This window comes from Mesosutterella faecium (assembly GCF_022809315.2).
In the GTDB taxonomy this organism is placed as follows: domain Bacteria; phylum Pseudomonadota; class Gammaproteobacteria; order Burkholderiales; family Burkholderiaceae_F; genus Mesosutterella; species Mesosutterella faecium.
Window position 1 is genome coordinate 1036568 of the sequence record NZ_JAKZJU020000001.1, and the last position, 19315, is coordinate 1055882.

At 67.9% G+C, this 19315-nt stretch carries 13 protein-coding genes; 9 read left to right on the plus strand and 4 right to left on the minus strand.

All coding sequences use genetic code 11. The features are described from left to right. Positions 1-117 precede the first annotated feature (117 nt). Together dnaB and MUN46_RS04865 are read left to right on the plus strand one after the other, a co-directional pair. Entirely contained in the window at positions 118-1542 is a 1425-nt protein-coding gene (gene dnaB / locus MUN46_RS04860; RefSeq protein ID WP_243376170.1) for a replicative DNA helicase, read from the plus strand. A 38-nt stretch (positions 1543-1580) separates the two neighbouring features. Continuing rightward, the gene (locus tag MUN46_RS04865) at positions 1581-2405 is read left to right on the plus strand and encodes a DUF456 domain-containing protein (protein WP_243376171.1); all 825 of its coding nucleotides are present in this window, start codon (positions 1581-1583) and stop codon (positions 2403-2405) included. A gap of 155 nt (positions 2406-2560) precedes the next feature. On the opposite strand, the gene MUN46_RS04870 is transcribed toward MUN46_RS04865, so the two are convergent. Then, positions 2561-4330 (minus strand): PhoH family protein, encoded by a 1770-nt coding sequence (locus MUN46_RS04870; RefSeq protein ID WP_243376172.1) that lies wholly within the window; start codon positions 4328-4330, stop codon positions 2561-2563. A 249-nt stretch (positions 4331-4579) separates the two neighbouring features. Between MUN46_RS04870 and MUN46_RS04875 the strand changes: the two genes are divergently transcribed. The 7 genes from MUN46_RS04875 to clpB all read left to right on the plus strand — a co-directional run bounded on the left by MUN46_RS04875 (position 4580) and on the right by clpB (position 12665). Continuing rightward, positions 4580-5890: a homoserine dehydrogenase gene (locus tag MUN46_RS04875; protein ID WP_243376173.1), complete on the plus strand. Its 1311-nt coding sequence runs from the start codon at positions 4580-4582 to the stop codon at positions 5888-5890. A gap of 52 nt (positions 5891-5942) precedes the next feature. Next, a complete protein-coding gene (gene thrC / locus MUN46_RS04880; protein ID WP_243376202.1) occupies positions 5943-7376 on the plus strand; it encodes a threonine synthase in 1434 nt (477 codons plus the stop codon). Positions 7377-7384: 8 nt separating this feature from the next. Continuing rightward, positions 7385-7918, plus strand: a complete 534-nt coding sequence (gene mobB, locus MUN46_RS04885; protein WP_243376174.1) for a molybdopterin-guanine dinucleotide biosynthesis protein B — start codon at positions 7385-7387, stop codon at positions 7916-7918. Then, positions 7915-9117 carry a molybdopterin molybdotransferase MoeA gene (locus MUN46_RS04890; RefSeq protein ID WP_243376175.1) on the plus strand — a complete coding sequence of 401 codons (1203 nt, stop codon included), beginning with the start codon at positions 7915-7917 and terminating at the stop codon, positions 9115-9117. Before mobB ends, MUN46_RS04890 begins: the two co-directional genes overlap by 4 nt. A 40-nt stretch (positions 9118-9157) precedes the next feature. Beyond that, entirely contained in the window at positions 9158-9415 is a 258-nt protein-coding gene (moaD, locus tag MUN46_RS04895) for a molybdopterin converting factor subunit 1 (RefSeq protein ID WP_243376176.1), read from the plus strand. A 6-nt stretch (positions 9416-9421) separates the two neighbouring features. After that, a complete protein-coding gene (gene moaE, locus MUN46_RS04900) occupies positions 9422-9898 on the plus strand; it encodes a molybdopterin synthase catalytic subunit MoaE (RefSeq protein ID WP_243376177.1) in 477 nt (158 codons plus the stop codon). A 148-nt stretch (positions 9899-10046) separates the two neighbouring features. Continuing rightward, positions 10047-12665: an ATP-dependent chaperone ClpB gene (gene clpB, locus MUN46_RS04905; RefSeq protein ID WP_243376178.1), complete on the plus strand. Its 2619-nt coding sequence runs from the start codon at positions 10047-10049 to the stop codon at positions 12663-12665. A gap of 183 nt (positions 12666-12848) precedes the next feature. Here the strand turns inward: clpB and putP are convergent, their stop codons facing one another. From putP to MUN46_RS04920, 3 genes are all read right to left on the minus strand, one after another. After that, positions 12849-14333 (minus strand): sodium/proline symporter PutP, encoded by a 1485-nt coding sequence (putP, locus tag MUN46_RS04910; RefSeq protein WP_243376179.1) that lies wholly within the window; start codon positions 14331-14333, stop codon positions 12849-12851. Positions 14334-14443: 110 nt separating this feature from the next. Beyond that, positions 14444-15565: a GTP 3',8-cyclase MoaA gene (gene moaA, locus MUN46_RS04915; protein WP_243376180.1), complete on the minus strand. Its 1122-nt coding sequence runs from the start codon at positions 15563-15565 to the stop codon at positions 14444-14446. Between the two features lie 90 nt (positions 15566-15655). Beyond that, on the minus strand, positions 15656-18742 hold the full coding sequence (locus MUN46_RS04920; RefSeq protein WP_243376181.1) for a ribonuclease E/G: 3087 nt from the start codon (positions 18740-18742) through the stop codon (positions 15656-15658). Positions 18743-19315: the final 573 nt, after the last annotated feature.

Sequence of the window (19315 nt, forward strand, 5' to 3'; positions counted from 1 at the left end):
TTAAGATAGGAGTCCGCCGCTGCGCTTCGCCGCCGATTCCGCGCGAAGGGCCGGGGGGACCCCGTCCTCAGCCCCCCTTTTTTCCTCTCTTAACAGCGTACCGGAAGGAGTCAACAGATGCCTGAGCAGCAGGACAAGCACGCGCAGCCGCAGGGTGCGGTTCGGGTGCCGCCCAACTCGATTGACAGCGAGCAGACCATTCTGGGCGGCCTCATGCTGAACTCCGAGGCCTTCGACCAGATCTCGGACGTGATCACCGCCGAGGACTTCTACCGCGCCGACCACCGGATCATCTTTGAGGCGATCACCTCGCTGCACACGCGCGGCGAGCCCGCCGACGTCCTCACGGTCTTCAACGAGCTCGAGCGCAGCGGGCGCTCGGAGGCGGCCGGCGGCAGGCCCTACCTCATCTCGCTCACCACGAACTCGCTGGGCGCGGCCAACATCCGCCAGTACGCGCAGATCGTGCGCGACTGCTCGATGCTGCGGCAGCTGATCAGCGCGGGCGACCAGATCGTGAGCTCGGCGCTCGCCCCGAACGGCCGCGAAACGAAGGACATCATCGACGACGCCGAGCGGCTTGTGCTGCAGATCAACGAGAAGGCCGACCGGGGCGGAAAAGGCTTCGTGCGGATCAACAAGCTCGCGGCGAACGTCTCGGACGTGATCGCGGACCGCTACCGCACGCACTCCTCCAATGACGTGACCGGGATCCCGACCGGGTACCGCTTCTTGGACCTCCAGACCTCCGGCATGCAGCCCGGCGACCTCATCATCATCGCCGGCCGCCCCTCGATGGGCAAGACCGCGCTCGCGCTCAACATCGCCGAGCACGTCGCTTTTGCGGGGCGGGCGAGCTGGCCTGTGGCGGTCTTTTCCATGGAAATGAGCGGCGAGCAACTCGCGATGCGCCTGATCTGCTCGCACGGGCGGCTTGACGCGCAGAAGGTGCGCCGCGGCCGCCTCGACGAGGACGGCGAATGGGACCGCTTCACCACGGCGGTGGCCGACATGGAGAAGGCGCCGCTTTACATCGACGACACGCCGGGCCTCAACGTGACCTCGCTGCGCAGCCGCGCGCGCCGCCTGATGACGATCACCGGCCAGCTCGGCCTGATCGTGGTCGACTACCTGCAGCTCATGTCGGGCTCCGGGAGGTCGCGCGAGGAGAACCGCGCCACCGAGATCTCGGAAATCTCCCGCGGCCTGAAGAGCCTCGCCAAGGAGCTGCGCGTGCCGGTGATCGCGCTCTCGCAGCTCAACCGCTCGGTGGACTCCCGCCCCGACAAGCGGCCCGTGATGTCGGACCTTCGCGAGTCGGGCGCCATCGAACAGGACGCGGACGTGATCATGTTCATCTACCGCGACTGGGTCTACAACAAGGACTCTGATCCCACCGAGGCGGAGGTGATCATCGGCAAGCAGCGCAACGGCCCCATCGGCACCGTGAAGCTCACCTTCAACGGCAAGTACACGTCGTTTGAAACCCGCGTGGAGGCGCCCGAAGGCTACATTCCCGACGACGTGCCGCGCGAGGGCTGACACAGAGGCCGCCCTCACCACCTAAGGACAGAAACGCTATGGAATACTTCCTCTATCTCATCGCCCTGGCGCTGATCGCGGTCGGCATGGCGGGCACGCTCATCCCCGCGATTCCGGGGCTGCCGCTCATCTTTGCGGGCGGCTGGCTCATCGCCTGGGCGAGCGGCTACACGCTTCTTGGCGTGAGCAGCGTGGTCATCCTCGCCCTGCTCGCGGCGGTGGGCGTCGGAATCGACTTCCTCGCGCAGTTTCTCGGCGCGAAAAAGGCGGGGGCGAGCCGCGCGGGCCTGTGGGGCGCGGCGGCTGGCACGCTGCTCGGGCTCTTCACCGGCGTGGTGGGCATCGTCTTTTTCCCGCTCATCGGCGCGGTGACGGGCGAAATCATCGCCGGACGCGACATGCTCAAGGCGGGCACGGTCGGCATCGCGACCTGGATCGGCATGGCCGTGGGCATCGGCGTGAAGATCGCGCTCGCCTTCACGATGCTAGCCCTCATTCTCTTTAGCTCCATCACCAACTCTGCGCTCGGCCACTTCCTGAAGGGCGGCAGCACGGCCTCCTCCACGTCGGCCGCCGTGCCGCAGGCTCCGGCCGAGGCGGCGCCGCTTGAGGCCTACCCTGGAAAGCCCGAGCCGCGCCGCGCCTACAGACAGGCGGCCTCCGGCGAGGCCTCCTCCGCAGAGGCCTCTTCGCCTGCCGCGCAGGGCAGCTCCCCGGCCGCGGACGAGATCGCGGTGCGGCCGGCCGAGCCCCAGCCTGGCGCGGCGCAGCCCCAGGCGCCTGCGGCATCCGCGGGCGAAGCCGCCCAGGGCCAGCCTGCTGCCCCTGCGGCGCAGGCCGCCTCTCCGGCTGCCGCTCCGTAAAAAGCTCGGGCGGCTCCGGCCCCCGCCCTTTTTCCCTTTTTCCGGCCGCCGGGGCCGGGGAATAAAAACAGACCGCCCCGCGCTTTTTGGCGCGGGGCGGATTTTCTATGGCTGCGGGGCGGGGAAGGCGGGCCTGACGCTTCCTCTCCGGCTTTTCAAAGCACCGAGGAGGCGAAGTCCGCGAGCCTGCTTCTCTCGCCGCGCTCGAGGGTGATGTGCCCGGCGTGCGCCCAGCCCTTGAAGCGGTCCACGACGAAGGTGAGCCCCGAGCTGCCCTCGGTGAGGTAGGGCGTGTCGATCTGAGAAATGTTGCCCATGCAGACGATCTTCGTGCCCGGGCCCGCGCGCGTGATGAGGGTCTTCATCTGCTTGGGCGAGAGGTTCTGCGCCTCGTCGATGATGAGGAAGCGGTTCTGGAAGGTGCGGCCGCGCATGAAGCTCATCGACTTCACGCGGATCCTCGAGCGGATCAGGTCGGCTGCGGCGTCGTGCCCCCAGCTGCCGGAGGCGGGGTCTGTGCGGTTGAGCACCTCAAGGTTGTCGTCGAGCGCTCCCATCCAGGGCAGCATCTTCTCCTCTTCGGTTCCGGGCAGGAAGCCGATGTCCTCGCCCACGGACACGGTCGCGCGGGTGAAGATGATTTCCGTGTAGCGCCGCTCGTCCAGGGTCTGCGTGAGCGCGGCGGCGAGCGTGAGGAGGGTCTTGCCCGTGCCGGCCTGCCCGAGCAGGGTGACGAAGTCGATCTCGGGGTTGAGCAGCAGGTTGAGCGCGAAGTTCTGGTCGCGGTTGCGCGCCGTGATGCCCCAGACCGCGTTTTTCGGCTGCGTGTAGGACCGGAGCGAGCGGAACACGGCCTCGTCGCGGTCCACCGAGGCCACGATGCCCTCGAAGCCGCCCGGGGCCCCCTCGGTGTAGACGAACTCGTTCACGAACATGCTGCGCACGAGCGGGCCCTTCACGCGGTACCAGGTGCTGCCGTCCTTCTGCCAGGACTTGAGCCCGCTGCCGTGGGTTTCCCAGAAGTCGGCCGGCAGCGCGAGCTTGCCCGTGTAGAGCAGGTCGGTGTCGTCGATCGCCTTGTCGTTGAAGTAGTCTTCCGCGGGCAGCCCGAGCGTGGCCGCCTTGATGCGCATGTTGATGTCTTTGGAGACAAGCACCACCGTGCGGTCCTTGCATTCGGCGGCCAGGCCTGCGACGCACTTGAGGATTTCGTTGTCTCCGCTGCCCGTGCTGATGTAGCCGGGGAGGTCTCCCGCGGGCTTGAAGGAGCGGGTCTGGCAGTAAAGCCGGCCGGTCGCCTCGCGGTTGCCCAGCGCGTTGAGGGGAATCCCCTCGTTCAGGTCCGGGTACCCGGCGGCCTCCATCAGCTGGTCGATCGTGCGCGAGACCTGCCGGGCGTTGCGCGCGATGTCGCTCATGCCGGTCTTGTGGCGGTCGAGCTCCTCGAGCGAGGTGATCGGCAGGAACACGTCGTGCTCCTCGAAGCGAAAGAGACAGGACGGATCGTGCAGGAGCACATTGGTGTCGAGCGCGAAGAGCCGCTTCGAGCCCGCTTCCATGCGGGCGCGGCGCCGCCGCACGACAAGCGGCGAGACTTTTTTCTGAGCCTGGGCCGCCAGAGGCGCAAAGCCCGGGGCCTGCTCCGGCAAGGACTTTCCCGCCGCGGGCTTCTTCGCCGCGGCCGGGCTCTTCGGCGAGGGCTTCCCTGCGGCAGCGGCGGGCTTGGAGCGCGCGCTCTTTTTCGGCGCCCTCGGAGCCTTGGGCGCCGTGAGCAGCGCCGCCTGCCTGGCCCCGGCCCGGGCTTTCCCGCGGGGCGGAGCCGCAGGCTTCTCGGCGGGCTTCGGATCCGCGAGCTCGAGGTCGTTCTTGCTGTCGTAATCGGAAAGGATGTCGCCCAGGGCTTTGGGCGAAGAAGGCAGGGGCATGGAGGACTCCGGTTTCAAAACGCGCAATGCTGCTTAAGGGGAACTATAACGCTTCAGCGGGGCCAGGCGCAGGCCCCGGGCTGCGGAAGGCGGATCCGCTCTCCACCCCGGGCCGAGCCATATTTGGTACGATTTTCTCCTGCAGCGTCTTCAAAATTACAGAAAGCCCCGGACAGGCACGCGGGCTTCCGCTTCATTTTCTGCGGCGGCAGCGGCGGCCCCGGCGGCTCAGGGGGAAAAGGCATCGGTATGGAAGCGATCAGGATTGGGCTTGCGGGAGCAGGAACGGTGGGCGGCGGCGTCGTGCGGGTGCTCGCGCGCAACAGGGAGCAGATTGCGGCCCGGGCCGGCGCGAGCATCTTGGTTCAGAGGGTCATCTGCCGTCACCCGGAGAACCGCTCGGACCTCGCCCCGCTCGTGGGCGAGCTCGGACTGGACTGGCACGCCCTCATCGACGACCCCGAGATTTCCATCGTGGTCGAGGCGATGGGCGGGATCGAGCCGGCCCGCAGCTTCATTCTCGCGGCGATCGAGGCCGGCAAGCACGTCGTCACGGCCAACAAGGCGCTGCTCGCGAAGCACGGCAACGAGATCTTCGCCGCGGCGGCCCGCAAGGGCGTGATCGTGGGGTTCGAGGCCGCGGTGGCCGGCGGGGTGCCGATCATCAAGGCCCTGCGCGAATCGCTCGTCGCCAACCGCATCGAGTCGGTCGTGGGCATCATCAACGGCACTTCGAACTACATCCTCACCTGCATGCGCAAGGAGCACATCTCCTTTGACGAGGCGCTCAAGCGCGCTCAGGAGATGGGCTACGCGGAGGCCGACCCGTCCTTCGACATCGACGGGATCGACTCGGCGCACAAGCTCTCCATCCTCTCCTCGATCGCCTTCGGCGGCCCCATTTCCTTCGACAAGGCCTACATCGAGGGCATCCGCGGCCTGCAGTCCCTCGACATCGAGTACGCCGAGGAGCTGGGCTACCGGGTGAAGCTGCTCGGCATCACCAAGCGGCGCGGCAACGGCATCGAACTGCGCGTGCACCCCGCGCTCGTGCCCGAGCGGCGGCTGCTCGCCCATGTGGGCGGCGTCATGAACGCGGTCGTCGTGAAGGGAGACGCCGTGGGCTCGACCCTTTACTACGGGCGCGGCGCAGGCTCGGAGCCCACGGCCTCCTCGATCATCGCCGACATCGTCGACGTGGTGCGCCTGATCGGCGTGTCGGCCAACCACCAGGTGCCGCCCCTGGGCTACAGGGTCGCCAACGAGGAGTACCTGCCGGTGCTGCCGATGGGCGAGACGGTCTGCTCGTTTTACATGCGCATCCACGTGAAGGACAGCCCCGGGGTCCTCGCCGACGTGAGCCGGGTGTTCGCCGACATGGGCATCAGCATCGAGGCGCTCACCCAGCGCGAGGCCCGCGTGGGCGACAGCTCGACCTCGATCGTCCTCATGACGCACACGGCCCGCGAGGACGCGGTCCAGGAGGCCATCCGCCGCATCGAGGCGCTCGACAGCGTGACCGGCCGCGTGATCCTGCTGCGAAAGGAAGAGCTCAACTGAGGCGGGGCGCCGCAATACTGAGAAAAAAGGGCCAGAGGATATGTCTGAAAGCATCCGTTACGTTTCAACCCGGGGCGGAGACGCCCCGGCCACTTACGCCGAGATCGTGCTGCGGGGGCTCGCCCAGGACGGCGGCCTTTTCGTCCCGCAGAGCTACCCGTGCGTGACCCCGTCCGAGCTGCGCCGCTGGCGCGGCCTGTCCTACGCGGACCTCGCCTTCGAGGTGCTGCGGCTCTTCGCGAGCGGGATCGATGAGGAGGCGCTGCGGGGCCTCTGCCGCTCGACCTACACCGCGCAGACCTACTGCAACGCGAGGCCCGGCCAGGACGCCTCGGAGATCACGCCGCTGCTGTGGCTCGAGGACGGGCTGGGGCTGCTGCAGCTCTCCAACGGCCCGACGCTCGCCTTCAAGGACATGGCGATGCAGTTCCTCGGGGCGCTCTTCGAACATCTGCTGGGGCTGCAGGGGCGGCGGCTCAACATCCTGGGCGCCACCTCGGGCGACACCGGCTCGGCCGCCGAGTATGCGATGCGCGGCAGGCGCGGCATCCGCGTCTTCATGCTCTCGCCCTACGGCCGCATGAGCGCGTTCCAGCGCGCGCAGATGTATTCGCTGCAGGATCCCAACATTTTCAACATCGCCGTGAAGGGGACGTTCGACCAGGCGCAGGACATCGTGAAGGCGGTCTCCAACGACCACGCCTTCAAGGCCTCGCACGCCATCGGGACGGTGAACTCCATCAACTGGGCGCGCGTGGCCGCGCAGACCGTCTACTACTTCAAGGGCTGGCTCGCGGCCACTGAGCGCGACGACGAGCAGGTGTCCTTCGCGGTCCCCAGCGGAAACTTCGGCGACGTGCTCGCCGGCTGGATCGCGCGCCAGATGGGGCTGCCCGTCGCGAGCCTCATCGTGGCTACCAACGAGAACGACGTGCTCGCCGAGTTCTTCGAGACCGGCTGCTACCGGCCCCGGGACCCCGCCCACACCTACGTGACCTCCTCGCCCTCGATGGACATCAGCCGCGCGTCGAATTTCGAGCGCTACGTCTTCGACGTGACGGGGCGCAGCCCCGAGCGGCTGCGCGCGCTCTGGAAGGAGCTGGGCGAAAAAGGCTCCTTCACGCTCTCGGGCAGTGACTGGGAGCGGGTGAAGGCCTCGGGCTTCTGCGCGGGCCGCAGCGTGCACGCCGACCGCCTCCGCACGATCCGCGGCCTCTGGGAGGAGCGCGGGGTGCTCGTCGACCCCCACACGGCCGACGGGATTACGGTGGCGCGCAGAAAGCGCCTCCCCGGGGTGAAGTGCATCTGCCTGGAGACCGCGCAGCCCGCGAAGTTCGCCGCGACGATCCGCGAGGCGGCCGGGATCGTGCCGCCGGTGCCGCCCTCCTGCGCGGGCCTGGAGGACAGGCCCCAGCGGTTCGAGGTGATGGAGCCCGACGCGCGGGCCGTCAAGGACTATATCGACAGGCACACTTCGGAGCCGTAGGACCTTTCATGTTTCTCGTCGGTTTTGTAGGCTACTCCGGCAGCGGCAAGACTACGCTTGCCGTCCGGGTGGTCTCCGAGCTTCGGGCGCGGGGCTTTTCGGTCTCTGCCGTGAAGGACGCCCACCATCATGTCGAGACGGACACGCCGGGGAAGGACACCTGGCGCTACCGCGAGGCGGGGGCGCGGCAGGTGGTGCTGCGCACCCCGGAGCGCTGGGCTGTGATGGAGGAGACCCCGGAGGGACGCGTGCCGCTCGGCGAAATCCTGCGAGCCCTGCGGCCCGTGGACATTGTGGTGGTCGAGGGCTTCAAGCACGAGGGGCGCTTTCCGAGAATCGAGGTGAGGCGGCGGGGCTGCACTTCGCCCGCGCTCTGGCTGGAGCGCGGCGACATCGCCGCGGTCGCCACCGACGATCCGGAGCTCGAGGCGCCCGCGCAGCTCGCGCGGCTTGACGTGAACAGCCCCTCGGAGGTGGCGGATTTTGTGGAGGGGCTTCTTGAGGGAGAGCCCGGTCAACAGTTTGGAGAGGAAGAGAAATGATTCCCTTTCGTGAGGCATTGAAAACGCTGCTTGAGGCGGCCCGCCCGGTCGAGCGGACGGAGACCGTCCCGACGCTTTACGCCGAGTCCCGGATTCTCGCCGAGGACATCGTCTCGGCGATCGACGTGCCGCCCGCGGACAATTCCCAGATGGACGGCTACGCGGTGCGCTCGGAGGACCTTTCCGGAGCCTCGGAGAGCAGCCCCGTGACGCTGCCCGTCTCGCAGCGCATTCCCGCGGGCCGCGTGGGCACGAGGCTCGAGCCGGGAAGCGCCGCCCGGATTTTCACCGGCGCGCCCATTCCCCCCGGAGCCGACGCCGTGGTGCAGCAGGAGCTCGCCCAGGCGGGCGAGGGCTGCGTCACCTTCCGCGCGCCGGTGCCGCGCGGCCGCTTCATCCGTCCCGCGGGCGGAGACTTCAAGGCGGGGCAGCCGGTGCTGCACGCCGGCGAGAAGCTCACGCCCTCGAAGCTCGGGCTCGCGGCCGCCGCGGGACGCGCGTACGTCCGTGTGCGCCAGAAGCTGCGCGTCGGCATCTTCTGCTCGGGCGACGAGCTCATGCGCCCGGGCGAGCCCCTGAGGCCGGGGGCCATCTACAACTCCAACCGCTACCAGCTGCGGGCGCTGCTGCACGCGCTCGGCTGCGAGGTCGAGGACGTGGGCAGCGTCGGCGACACGCTGGAGGCCACGGTCGAGGCCTTCGAGCGGGCGGCGCGCACCTCGGACGTGATCATCACGACCGGCGGCATGAGCGTGGGCGAGGAAGACCACGTGAAGCCCGCGGTAAAGAGCCTCGGGGAGCTCACGATGTGGCGGCTCGCCGTGAAGCCCGGCAAGCCCTTCGCCTTCGGCCAGGTGCGGGGTGTGCCGTTTCTGGGGCTGCCCGGCAATCCCGTGGCGGTTTTCGTGGAGACGCTGATGCTGGTGCGCCCGTACCTGGCCGCCATGCAGGGCGAAAAGGCGAACCCCGTGCGGCCGATCGCCGTGCGCGCGGACTTCGACTGGAAGGGCGGCGAGCGCGAGGAGTTCATCCGGGTGCGCCGCAATGACGCGGGCGGGCTCGACCTGATGCCCAACCAGAACTCCCAGATCCTGTCCTCGTGCGCGTTTGCCGACGGCATCGTCGACGTGCCGGTGGGCGGGGTGATCGCCCGCGGCGACTCCGTGGACTACTATCCGCTCGCGGAGTTCCTCGCCTGAAGGCGCGGGCTCCGGGACTTTTTAGCTAAGGAAAGGCGCTATGAAAATCAAGGTGATGTATTTTGCGTTCATGCGCGACGCGATGGGCCGCTCCAGCGAGGTGGTGGACGCCCCCGAGTCGGTGAAGACGGTCTCGGAGCTGCGCGCGTACCTCATGGGGCAGGGGGACCCCTGGGCCTCGGCCTTCACGAACGTGAAGCGCGTGCGCTCGTCCGTGAACCAGGTGATGGCCGCCGAGGACGCGCCGGTGAAGGCGGGCGACGAAGTGGCTTTCTTCCCTCCGGTGACGGGAGGCTGAGCCGCCATGGGCGTCACTAAGGTCGAAGTAAGGCACGAGGATTTCAGCCTCGAAGAGGAAATGGCGGCGCTGCGGCGGCAGGACCAGAGCGCGGGCGCGGCCGTGAGCTTCGTGGGCGTCGTGCGCAACCGCAACCAGGGCGAGCGCATCCTCGCCCTCGAGCTCGAGCACTACCCGGGCATGACCGAGTCGGCGATCCGCACGATCGTCTCGGACGCGAGAAAGCGCTGGGAAATCGAGGATGTCGTGGTGATCCACCGCGTGGGCAGGCTCGCGATCGGCGAGCAGATCGTGCTCTGCCTGGTCACCTCCGCGCACCGCGGCGAGGCCTTCAGCGCCTGCGAGTTCATCATGGACTGGCTCAAGACCGAGGCGCCTTTCTGGAAGCGCGAGCAGACCCCGAAGGGGCTGCGCTGGGTGGAGGCGAGGGAAAGCGACGAGCGCTCCCGCGACCGCTGGAAGACGCCCGGGCAGGGCGCCTGAAGCCCCCCGGGCGTCCCGCGGATTCTCTTTTGGCCTTTCCCCCTTCAGAAGGTCCTGCGGGCGCCTTGAAAGGACGCAGGTTCATCCCCATATAAGAAGTATCGGACGGCGGGCTTAACCGCCGTTTAGAAAAGGGGATTAAGAATTTATGCGTCAAGACAAACTCACCACCAAATTTCAGGAGGTTCTGGGCGACGCCCAGAGCCTGGCTGTCGCCAACGACAACCAGTTCCTGGAGCCGGTGCATCTGCTTGCCGCCGTCCTGCATGACAAGGACGGCGGGGCGCCGGCGCTTCTTGGCCGCGCCGGCGTAAACGTCCCGGCGCTCACGCGTGCCGTGGATCAGGCCGTGAAGGCCCTGCCCCGCGTGACGGGCACGGGCGGCGACGTCCAGGTGAGCCGCGACCTCGCCAATGTGCTCAACCTCACGGAAAAAGCCGCGATGCAGCACGGCGACGAGTACATCGCCGTCGAGATGTTCCTGCTCGCGCTGGCCGACGACCGCAGCGAGGCGGGGCGGCTCGCCCGCGAAAACGGGCTCACGCGTCCGGCCCTGGAGGCTGCGATACAGTCCGTGCGCGGCGGCCAGAAGGCCGACAGCCCGGATGCGGAGCAGTCGCGCGGCGCGCTTCAGAAGTACACGATCGACCTTACGGCGCGCGCCCGCGAGGGCAAGCTCGACCCGGTGATCGGGCGCGACGACGAGATCCGCCGCACCATGCAGATCCTGCAGCGCCGCACGAAGAACAACCCGGTGCTGATCGGCGAGCCGGGCGTCGGCAAGACCGCCGTGGTCGAAGGGCTCGCGCAGCGCATTGTGAACGGCGAGGTGCCCGACTCCCTGAAGAACAAGGTGATCCTCTCGCTTGACATGGCGGGGCTGATCGCCGGCGCGAAGTACCGCGGAGAGTTCGAGGAGAGGCTCAAGGCCCTGCTGAAGGAAGTGACCGCGCAGAACGGCCGCATCATTCTCTTCATCGACGAGCTGCACACCGTGGTGGGCGCCGGCAAGACCGAGGGCTCGATGGACGCGGGCAACATGCTCAAGCCCGCGCTCGCCCGCGGCGAGCTGCACGTGATCGGCGCGACCACGCTGAACGAGTACCGCCAGTACATCGAGAAGGACGCGGCCCTCGAGCGCCGCTTCCAGAAGGTGATGATCGGCGAGCCCTCGGTCGAGGACACGATCGCGATCCTGCGCGGCCTGCAGGAGAAGTACGAGGCGCATCACGGCGTCCAGATCACGGACCCCGCGATCGTGGCCGCCGCCGAGCTCTCGAACCGCTACATCACGGACCGGTTCCTGCCCGACAAGGCGATCGACCTGATCGATGAGGCCGCGGCCCGGGTGAAGATGGAGATCGACTCCAAGCCCGAGGCGCTCGACCGCATCGACCGGCGCCTGATCCAGCTCAAGATCGAGCGCGAGGCGATGAAGAAGGAGACCGACGACGCCTCCAAGAAGCGCCTGGCGGCGATCGAGGAGGAAATCGAGCGGCTGTCGCGCAAATACTCCGATCTCGAGGAAATCTGGAAGCGCGAAAAGAACGACGCGCTCGGCGAAAAGGAGACCCGCGACAAGATCGACCAGGTCCGCCACGAAATGGACGAGTGCCGCCGCAGCGCCCGCTACGAGAGGCTGGCCGAGCTGCAGTATTCGGTGCTGCCCGCCCTTGAGAAAAAGCTGAAGAAGGAAAGCGCCCAGGTCAAGAGCGACGAGGATCCGAACGCGCCGCATCTGCTGCGCACGAGCGTGGGCGCCGAGGAAATCGCCGAGGTGGTGTCGCGCGCGACGGGCATCCCGGTCTCGAAGATGATGCAGGGCGAGCGCGAGAAGCTGCTGCATATGCGCGAGGTGCTCTCCGAGCGCGTCGTGGGCCAGGACGAGGCCGTGCGCCGCGTGGCCGAGACGATCCAGAGGAGCCGCGCGGGGCTTTCGGACCCGAACAGGCCCTACGGCTCGTTCCTGTTCCTCGGGCCCACGGGTGTCGGCAAGACCGAGCTCACGAAAGCCCTCGCCGCCTTCCTCTTTGACAGCGAGAAGGCGATGATCCGCATCGACATGTCCGAGTACATGGAAAAGCACAGCGTCGCCCGCCTGATCGGCGCTCCTCCGGGATATGTCGGCTACGACCAGGGCGGCTACCTCACCGAGGCCGTCCGGCGCCGCCCCTACAGCGTGATCCTCTTCGACGAGGTCGAGAAGGCTCATCCGGATGTCTTCAACGTGCTGCTGCAGGTGCTCGACGACGGCCGCATGACCGACGGCCAGGGCCGCACGGTCGACTTCAAGAACACCGTGATCGTGATGACCTCCAACCTCGGCAGCCAGCAGATCATGGCGATGGCGGGCCGGCCCCACGATGAAGTGAAGGCGGCGGTGATGAACGAGGTGAAGGCGCACTTCAGGCCCGAGTTCATCAACCGCATTGACGAGATCGTGGTGTTCAACTCGCTTGGCGCCGACTCGATCCGCAAGATTGCGGGCATCCAGCTCAAGAAGCTGGCCGGCCGCGTGGCCGAGCAGGGCATCAAGCTCGAGGTTTCGGACGCCGCCGTCGCCCAGATCGCGAAGGCGGGCTACGATCCGGTCTTCGGCGCGAGGCCCCTGCGCCGCGAGGTGCAGGACGCCGTGGAGACGCCGCTCGCGGAGCTTCTGCTGCGCGGCGGCGCGGCCGAGGGCGACACCGTGAAGGTGGATCTCAAGGGCTCGAAGCTCGACTTCAGCGTCGTGAAGGCGCCCGAGCCCGAGGGCGAAGCGGCCTGATCCTTTTGGGGCCGCTCCCCGGGGCGGGAAGGAAAGCCGGCGCATCCGTGCAGGATGCGCCGGCTTTTCCGTACTTGCGAAGGCAGGACCGCGCGGGGCCGCCCGTAAAGGAAAGGGCAGAAAAACGCCCCGCCTGGGCAGTGCTTCGGCGGGGCGCTCCGGGCCGGAGGAGAAGGGCCCGGCTCAGGATTCGGCCTTCAGGCGCTTTTCCATCAGCCCGAAGTTCTTCTCCACGGAGGCGGAGGGCGCAGGCTCGAGCAGGCTCACGGCCCAGATCGCGATGCAGGCGAAGAGGAAGCCGGGGATGATTTCATAGAGCCCGAACCAGGCGAAGTGGTGCCAGACCAGCACCGTCACGGCGCCGGTCACCATGCCCGCGAGCGCTCCGCCCCGGGTCATGCGCTTCCACCACAGGGAGATGAGGATCACGGGCCCGAAGGCTGCGCCAAAGCCCGCCCAGGCGTAGGACACGAGCGAGAGCACGAGGTTGTTCGGGTCCATGGCGAGAAAGATCGCGACCAGGGCGACCATGAGGACCATGCCGCGGCTGAAGATCATGAGCTCGCGGTTGCCGGCCTTCGGGCGCAGGATCCGGCGGTAGAAGTCCTCGGTGAGGGTTGAGGAGCACACGAGCAGCTGGCACGACAGCGTCGACATCACGGCCGCGAGGATCGCCGACATCAGCACGCCCGCGATCCAGGGGTTGAAGAGGATGTTGCACAGCTCGATGAAGACGCGCTCGTGGTTTTCCGTCACGGGGCCGGCGAGCTCGGGGTGGTTCGCAAAGAACGCGGCGCCGAAGAACCCGCAGGCGCAGGTGCCCACCAGGCAGAAGATCATCCAGGTGATCGAGATGCGCCGCGCGTTCGGGATCACGCGGATCGAGCGCGTCGCCATGAAGCGCACGAGGATGTGCGGCTGGCCGAAGTAGCCGAGCCCCCAGGCGAGCAGCGAGATCACGCCGATCACGGTCTGGCCGCTCATCATGTTCACCATGTTCGGGTTGATGGAGGCGACGGTCGCGGTGGCCGCCTCGAAGCCGCCCGAATCGATCAACACCGCGATCGGGGTGACCACGAGCGCGACGCACATGAGCGTCGCCTGGATCGTGTCGGTCCAGGACACGGCGAGGAACCCGCCGATGAAGACGTAGGTGATGGTCGCGGCCGCCCCGATCCACAGCGCGCGGCTGTAGTCGAGGTGGAAGGCGTTTTCAAACAGCCTCGCGCCGGCCACCATGCCCGAGGCGCAGTAGATCGTGAAGAAAATAAGGATGATCGTTGCGGCGATCACGGCGAGCACGTTCGTCTTGTCTTCGAAGCGCTGGCGGAAGTAGTCGGGGATCGTGAGGGCGTTGTGGGAGATCTCGGTGTAGATGCGCAGCCTCGCCGCGGTCACGCGCCAGTTCACCCAGGCGCCGATCGTGAGCCCGATGGCGATCCAGGACTCGCAGATGCCCGAGAGGTACACCGCGCCGGGCAGCCCCATCAGCAGCCACCCGCTCATGTCCGAGGCGCCTACCGAGAGCGCGGTGACCAGGCCGCCGAGCTTCCGCCCTCCCAGAATGTAGTCGCCGAAGCTGCTCGTGTGGTGCCAGGCGTAGAAGCCCACGAGCACCATCAGCACGAGGTAGCCCACGAAGGTAATCGCTGAAGGATTGCTAAACATAGTGCAGTGTTCTTAAAAATAATCCGGCAGTTTTCAAATGGTATCCCGTTTGGCGGCGCCGTTGCGGCGAAGAAGGCCTTTTTTTGGCCCGCGCCGAAGGGGCCCCGCCATCAGCCTCCGATGTAGCTCATTTCGACGCGCTTGCCCGTCTGCGCGGGGCCGCTCTGCCGGAGCTCCGAGTAGTGGTTGTCGCGGGCGCTCCAGATGCGGCCGAGCGCCTGCGCGAGCTCCTCGTCCGTGCCCCCGGCGCGCATCATCGTGCGCAGGTCGACGCCGCTCTCGGCAAAGAGGCACAGGTAGGCCGTGCCGTCAAGCGACACGCGCAGCCTCGAGCAGCTGCGGCAGAACGGCGCGGAGACCGAGCAGATGCAGCCGAATTCGCTGCCGGATCGGCCGTAGCGCCACCGCGTGGCGGTCTCGCTGGGGTTTTTCGGAGCCACGGGCTCGATGTCGTAGCGCGTGCGGACGATCGAGAGAATCTGCGCGGCCGTGACGACGTCGTTCATCCTCCAGCCGTTCGAGTTGCCGGTGTCCATGTATTCGATGAAGCGCACGGAGACCCCGCTGCCTTCGAAGTGCTCGAGCAGCGGAATGATCTGCGACTCGTTCACGCCGCGCTTCACCACGGTGTTCACCTTGGTGTTCTCAAAGCCCGCCTCGAGCGCCGCGCGGATCCCGTCGAGAACCTTGGCCGCGGGGAACCCCACGTCGTTGAGCGACTGGAAGATCTTCTCGTCGAGCGCGTCAAGCGACACCGTGACGCGCGACAGCCCCGCCTCGCGCAGGGCGCGCGCCTTGCGGCGCAGCAGCGACCCGTTCGTCGTCATCGCGATCTCCAGCGGGCGGCCCTGCGGGGTGCGCAGCTGCGCGAGGTCGGCGACGAGCTCCTCCACGCCTTTTCTGAGCAGCGGTTCGCCCCCCGTGAGCCTGATTTTCGTCACGCCGTGGGCCGCGGCCACGCGCGCGATGCGCGTGATCTCCTCGAAGCTGAGCAGCTCTTCGTGCGGGAGGTAGGCCTTGTAGTCGTTCCAGACCTCCTTGGGCTTGCAGTAGCGGCAGCGGAAATTGCAGTGGTCGGTGAGCGAGATGCGGATGTCCTCGAGAGGGCGTCCGCGGCGGTCGATCCAGTGACCGCTCGATACGCGGACCGGTCCCGCCACCGGGATCGGCGCGGCGGGAGAGGGGGCGAGAACGATCGGGATCACCCGTCTTTTGTCTTTCTGGTCGGCCATGGATTTACCTGATCAGGCGCAGGCGCGGCGCGCGCCCGGTCCCCCGCTTCAAAAGAGAGGAGGGCGGACGGCGCCGCGCCCGTGAAGGCCTCAGAGGTCTTTTTTGGTTTCGATCTGCACCATCTCGACCTTTTCGGCCGGCGGCAGCACCCGGCGCGGGCGGCCGGGTGCCTTGGGCTGGGTGTAGCACACTTCGCCCACGAGAGCGGGGTTGGTGTGCACGACCTGCAGGCCCGAGGCCTCGAGCTCTTTTTCAATGCCCGCGGCGCCCTGTGCGATGGTGGCGCCTTCTTCAGGGGCGCTCTTCGCGGGTTCGGGCCGGGTCTCGACCTGAACGGGCGCTTCGGCGGCGCGCTGCGGGGCGGGCTCAGCCTTCAGGGCAGCCTCGGTCTTCGGGGCGGCCTCGGCCGTCTGCCGGGGCGTCTCCCGCGGGGATTCCCCGCGCTGCTGCGGCTCTTCCCGGCGCTCCTCGTCGGGGGCGGCGGCAGGCTGCTGCGGCGCGGCCTGGGCGGCCTCCTCCGAGGCGGCCTCGGGCTTTTGCTGGGCCGCGGACTCCTCGCGGCGGTCTCCCCTGCGGCCCCTGCGGCTGTGACGGCCGTGGCGGCCTTCGCTGCGGCCGGCCTCGCGGGCGGCTTCGGCCACCGGCGCGTCCACGGCGCTCGCCACGGCCTGGGCGACCGGGTTCACGTCGGACACGGCGTTGTCCGCGGCGGCCGGCGCGATCGCAAGGCGGGCGGCCTTGTCCTCAATCGCCTTCATTTCCTGGGCGGCGAGCGCCTCGGCGTTCTCTGGCTCCGAGGCGGCAGCCTCTTCAGAGCGGCGCGAGCCCCGGCGGCGGCGACGGCGGCGGGCCTCGCCTTCCGCGGGGGCGGCGGCTCCCTGCGCTTCAGGCCTGGCGGCCGGAGCCTCTCCGGCCGGGGTCTGGGCGGGCTGCGCGGCGCGCGGCTCGGCCTTTTCCTCGGGGGCGGGCGTGCCGGCGGGCTCGGCAGCCTCGCTCAGAGCGGGCTCGGGCCTTTCTTCCTGCCTCGGCGCGGCGGCGCGCTCGGTCTGGCGCACGCGCCTCGAGCGGCGGCGCCGGGTTTCGGACTCCAGAGGACGCGGCGTGCGGCGCTCTTCGGAGCGCTCGCTCCGTTCTTCCCGCTTCTCCTCGCCTTCTTCTCCGCTCTGGACTTTCTCCTTCGGGGCGGCCTCGGCGCGGCGCTCGGAAGCCGCGCGTCCGCGGCCCCTGCCGCGGACGCGGCGGGCCTGGCGGGAGTCTTCCTCAGACTCCGGAGCTTTCTTTTCGGAGGCGGCCTGCGCGGGCTTCGCCTCCTGCCCGGCGGGCTTGTCTTCACCGGAGCTGCCGAGCAGCCGGTCAATCAGACGCGAGAAGAAGCCCTTCTTCGGAGCCGCGGCCCTGGGGGCGGGAGCAGCCTTCGGGGCTGCCTCCGGCTCGGGCTTCCTCGCGTGCTCCACGTGAGCCGGGGCCGGCGTGTCGCGGGCGATGCTCTTGATCACCGGAATCTGCTTGGGGCGGGCCGGGCGGTCGTCCTCGCTCTTCAGCGCGTAGGGGTCGGTCGCGACAGGCTGGAGGTCTTCGGCGCGCTCATAGCTCGCCACATGGTCCTCAAGCCGCTCGTCGGTCGCGCGCAGCCGCTCGATGTGGTAGTGCGGGGTTTCGAGCGCCGTGTTGGGGATGAGCACCACGGGAATGCGGTTGCGCTGCTCGATCTTCGCGATGTCGGCGCGCTTTTCATTAAGGAGATAGGTGGCCACGTCGACGGGCACCTGGGCGTGGATCGCTCCGGTTCCGTCCTTGGCGGCCTCCTCCTGGATGATGCGCAGCACCTGCAGGGCGCTGCTTTCCGTGTCGCGGATCACGCCGATGCCGTTGCAGCGCGGGCAGGTGATGTGGTGGCCTTCGGACAGGGCCGGGCGCAGCCTCTGGCGCGACAGCTCCATCAGCCCGAAGCGGCTGATCTTCGCCATCTGGACGCGGGCGCGGTCATAGCGCAGGGCCTCCTTGAGGCGCTGCTCGATCGCGCGCTGGTTGCGGGGGTCCTCCATGTCGATGAAGTCGATCACGACAAGGCCGCCCAGGTCGCGCAGCCTCATCTGCCGGGCGATTTCGTCGGCGGCTTCGCAGTTGGTGCGGAAGGCGGTCTCCTCGATGTCGGAGCCGCGGGTGGCGCGCGCGGAGTTGACGTCGACCGCGACGAGGGCCTCGGTGTGGTCGATCACGATCGCGCCGCCCGAGGGCAGCGTCACGGTGCGCGAGTAGGCGGTTTCAATCTGGTGCTCGATCTGAAAGCGGGAGAACAGCGGGGTTTCCTCGCGGTAGCGCTTCACGCGGTTCACCATGTCGGGCATGACGTAGAGCATGAACTGCCGCACCTGGTCGTAGATTTCGTCCGTGTCGACGAGGATCTCCCCGATGTCGGGCTGGAAGTAGTCGCGCACCGCGCGGATGACGAGGTTGCTCTCCTCGACGATCAGGAACGGGGCGGGGTTCATGCGCTTGAGGTGCTGCCCGTCGACGACCGGCTCGGTGACGTAGGTGGTGGTCGTGCGGCCGTTTTCGGTGCGGGTGAGCTCGTACTGCGGGGTCGCGGCCTCGCAGATCGCGCTCCAGAGCTTGAGCAGGTAGTCAAGATCCCACTGCAGCTCTTCCACGGAGCGGCCGATGCCGGCCGTGCGGGCGATGACCGACATGCCCTGCGGGAGGTTGAGCTCTTCGATCGCGTGGCGCAGCTCCTGGCGCTCCTCGCCCTCGATCCTGCGCGAGACGCCGCCGCCCCTCGGGTTGTTCGGCATCAGAACGAGGTATCGGCCGGCCAGCGAAATGAACGTGGTGAGGGCGGCGCCCTTGTTGCCGCGCTCCTCCTTTTCGACCTGGACGATGATTTCCTGGCCTTCCCTCAGCGCCTCCTTGATGGTGCAGTTGTGGACGTCGACGTCCTTGCTGAAGTAGCTGCGGGAGACTTCCTTGAAGGGGAGGAAGCCGTGGCGCTCCTCGCCGTAGTCGACGAAGCAGGCCTCGAGCGAGGGCTCGATGCGGGTGATGATGCCCTTGTAGATGTTGGACTTGTGCTGCTCGTGTCCGACGGTCTCGATGTCGATGTCAACCAGCGTCTGGCCGTCGACGATCGCCACCCGGGTCTCTTCCGAGTGGATGGCGTTGAATAGCATGCGCTTCACTTGAGCACTCCTTGGCGCCACTGTCGCGGGCGCGTCAAGCGTGCGGAAGCCTGCACTGGGATTTTCGGCTGCGGCGGCCTGGGGGCCGCTTTTTCTCAACGCCTCTGAGTGATGCCCGGGTTCTCGCGTCGCCGGCATCCGGAGGCGGACGGGCCCGGTCTGCAGACAGCGCGGCCCCGGGCCCGGGGGATGAAGTCCTCCGAGCTGCCGTGCAGCTCCGTCATGACAGTAGTTCGAGCGCGATCCACGTTCAGGGTTGATCCAAAAAAACAGCCAAAAAACAAAACGTGCACGCACCGGCCGTCGCCCGCTTCTTTCTTCGGGGGGCGGGCCGGCTGCGGCACTCCATGCATTCTTTCGCAGTCGGGGGCGTGATGCTCTCGCACGGGCCCGACCGGCTCGTCCGTCCTCCAGCGCGCAGCTCCGCCGCGGCGTCTCGCCGGCGGCATTCCTGGGCGCGAGTACAGGACTCGCCTTAGTCAAAAAACAAAAACTTTTTCCACGGCGGCGCCGGCCCGGGCGTGAAAACCGCCATAATGAAAGGCGCATCTTCGCTTCGCGGGGAGGGCGTCG

Coding starts and splice junctions, on each gene's coding strand:
- dnaB (WP_243376170.1), top strand. CDS start 118: ATGCCTGAGCAGCAGGACAAGCACGCGCAGCCGCAGGGTGCGGTTCGG.
- MUN46_RS04865 (WP_243376171.1), top strand. CDS start 1,581: ATGGAATACTTCCTCTATCTCATCGCCCTGGCGCTGATCGCGGTCGGC.
- MUN46_RS04870 (WP_243376172.1), bottom strand. CDS start 4,330: ATGCCCCTGCCTTCTTCGCCCAAAGCCCTGGGCGACATCCTTTCCGAT.
- MUN46_RS04875 (WP_243376173.1), top strand. CDS start 4,580: ATGGAAGCGATCAGGATTGGGCTTGCGGGAGCAGGAACGGTGGGCGGC.
- mobB (WP_243376174.1), top strand. CDS start 7,385: ATGTTTCTCGTCGGTTTTGTAGGCTACTCCGGCAGCGGCAAGACTACG.
- MUN46_RS04890 (WP_243376175.1), top strand. CDS start 7,915: ATGATTCCCTTTCGTGAGGCATTGAAAACGCTGCTTGAGGCGGCCCGC.
- moaD (WP_243376176.1), top strand. CDS start 9,158: ATGAAAATCAAGGTGATGTATTTTGCGTTCATGCGCGACGCGATGGGC.
- moaE (WP_243376177.1), top strand. CDS start 9,422: ATGGGCGTCACTAAGGTCGAAGTAAGGCACGAGGATTTCAGCCTCGAA.
- clpB (WP_243376178.1), top strand. CDS start 10,047: ATGCGTCAAGACAAACTCACCACCAAATTTCAGGAGGTTCTGGGCGAC.
- putP (WP_243376179.1), bottom strand. CDS start 14,333: ATGTTTAGCAATCCTTCAGCGATTACCTTCGTGGGCTACCTCGTGCTG.
- moaA (WP_243376180.1), bottom strand. CDS start 15,565: ATGGCCGACCAGAAAGACAAAAGACGGGTGATCCCGATCGTTCTCGCC.